This is a genomic window from Paenarthrobacter sp. Z7-10 (assembly GCF_026932795.1).
Classification (GTDB): Bacteria; Actinomycetota; Actinomycetes; order Actinomycetales; family Micrococcaceae; genus Arthrobacter_M.
Genome location: NZ_JADPVH010000118.1, coordinates 1 through 1,778 on the forward strand (window position 1 = coordinate 1; position 1,778 = coordinate 1,778).

The 1,778-nt window shown below is 63.8% G+C and carries 2 protein-coding genes and 1 pseudogene; 1 reads left to right on the plus strand and 2 read right to left on the minus strand.

What is annotated here, in order from left to right; genetic code table 11:
* Positions 1-14: 14 nt before the first annotated feature.
* A pseudogene (locus IV498_RS18655) lies at positions 15-947 on the plus strand (IS256 family transposase); the annotation flags it as partial.
* 58 nt (positions 948-1,005) lie between these two features.
* On the opposite strand, the gene IV498_RS18660 reads toward IV498_RS18655, so the two are convergent.
* Together IV498_RS18660 and IV498_RS18665 are read right to left on the minus strand one after the other, a co-directional pair.
* On the minus strand, positions 1,006-1,221 hold the full coding sequence (locus IV498_RS18660; RefSeq protein WP_269048569.1) for a hypothetical protein: 216 nt from the start codon (positions 1,219-1,221) through the stop codon (positions 1,006-1,008).
* A gap of 192 nt (positions 1,222-1,413) precedes the next feature.
* On the minus strand, positions 1,414-1,778 hold a 365-nt coding region (locus IV498_RS18665; protein ID WP_269048570.1), incomplete at its 5' end, for a twin-arginine translocase subunit TatC.

Sequence of the window (1,778 nt, forward strand, 5' to 3'; positions counted from 1 at the left end):
AGGAGAACTCCGCGATGACCGCACCTTATTCTATCGATCCGACCCGTTTCCTGTCCGAGCAGCTCGAGCAGGCCTCCCCGGATCTGCTGCGCCAGATGCTCCAAACCTTCATCACCGCGCTGATGGGGGCCGAGGCTGACGCCGTGTGTGGGGCCGAATACGGCCAGCCCAGCACCGATCGGGTGAACTCCCGCAACGGCTACCGGCACCGCGACTTTGATACTCGCGCCGGAACCCTGGACGTAGCTATTCCGAAGCTGCGTCAGGGCAGCTATTTCCCGGACTGGCTGCTGGAGCGCCGCCGCCGTGCCGAGGCCGCCCTGACCTCGGTGGTGGCGACCTGTTACCTGCTCGGCGTGAGCACCCGCAGGATGGAGAAACTGGTTGATTCGTTGGGCATTACCCGGCTGTCGAAGTCCCAGGTTTCCATCATGGCCAGGGACTTGGATGAACAGGTTGAGCAGTTCCGTACCCGGCCCCTGGACGCCGGACCGTACACCTTCGTTGCCGCCGACGCGCTGGTCCTGAAAGTGCGTGAAGGCGGCCGGGTGGTCAACGTCCACGCCCTGGTCGCGACCGGCGTCAACGCCGACGGACACCGCGAAACCCTTGGTATCCAAGTCACCTCCGCCGAGGACGGGGCGGGCTGGTTGGCCTTCTTTCGGGACCTGACCGCCCGCGGCCTCACAGGGGTGAAGCTGGTGACTTCCGATGCCCACGCCGGACTCGTGGCAGCCATCGGGGCCACCGTGCCCGGCGCCGCCTGGCAACGCTGCCGAACCCACTACGCCGCGAACCTGATGTCCGCCACGCCCAAGAGCAGCTGGCCGTGGGTAAAAACGCTGCTGCACAGCGTCTACGACCAGCCCGACGCGGACGCCGTGCACGCCCAGTTCGACAGGGTTCTGCGCGCCCTGGAGGAGAAGCTGCCCAAGGTCGCCGACCATCGGTTGTGGGGCCGGTTCGTCGTCGCTGGTAAGTGCGTCGCGGATGATGCGTCGGGGGTCATATTTGGCGTGGGTCCAGTTTTCGCCAGTCGACGTCGTCGAAGTCAGGGCCGAGTTGTTCTTTGAGTTGTACCTGCGCATCGTTGGCCATGCCGCGGATGACCCGGATGAGGCTCGTTAGTTTGGCGGCGTATCCGGGCAGCCGGCTTGGCCCGATTACCAGGACAGTGATGATGCCGATGATGAACAGTTTCTCAACACTGATACCGAACATCTCTGTTCCCTTCCGTGCCCGTCGGGGCTCTTACCCTGCATTGGCGATGGTGGTCAGTGGACGAGGAGGTAATCGTAAGAGATTTGACTGTGGTGTCCGGGCCGTTTATTGCAGCTCAGGCAGGGTGACGACCTGGCGCTGGGTTTAGTGCACCTCACCCGAGGGACCGGATGCCCGTAGTCGAACACCGGCTTAGCCCTTTAGCTGGCGCGGAGGCTGGAGCTGCTCCAGTTCCGTCAGGGACGTGCCACGGTCCGCGGTGGCTTCGGTCTCCTGCGTCAGTTTGGCACTCCGGCGATCCCGTCGCTTGTCGTTGAGGATGCACAACCCGATGGCCCCAAAGTAGAGGATCAGCAGCGGCGCGCCCAGGAAAAACATGGAATACACGTCGCTGCCGGGCGCGGCCATGGCCGAGACGACCGTCACGGCAAGGATAGTGATCCGCCAAGCCTTCAGATAGGTCCTGCCGCGAACGATGCCGGCCATATTGACCGCCACCAGCACCACCGGCACCAGGAATGCGATGCCCATAAACAGCAGCAGCTGCATGACGAAGG

Excerpts from the sequence above, each read along its gene's own strand:
- IV498_RS18660 (WP_269048569.1), bottom strand. The coding sequence starts at position 1,221 with ATGTTCGGTATCAGTGTTGAGAAACTGTTCATCATCGGCATCATCACT.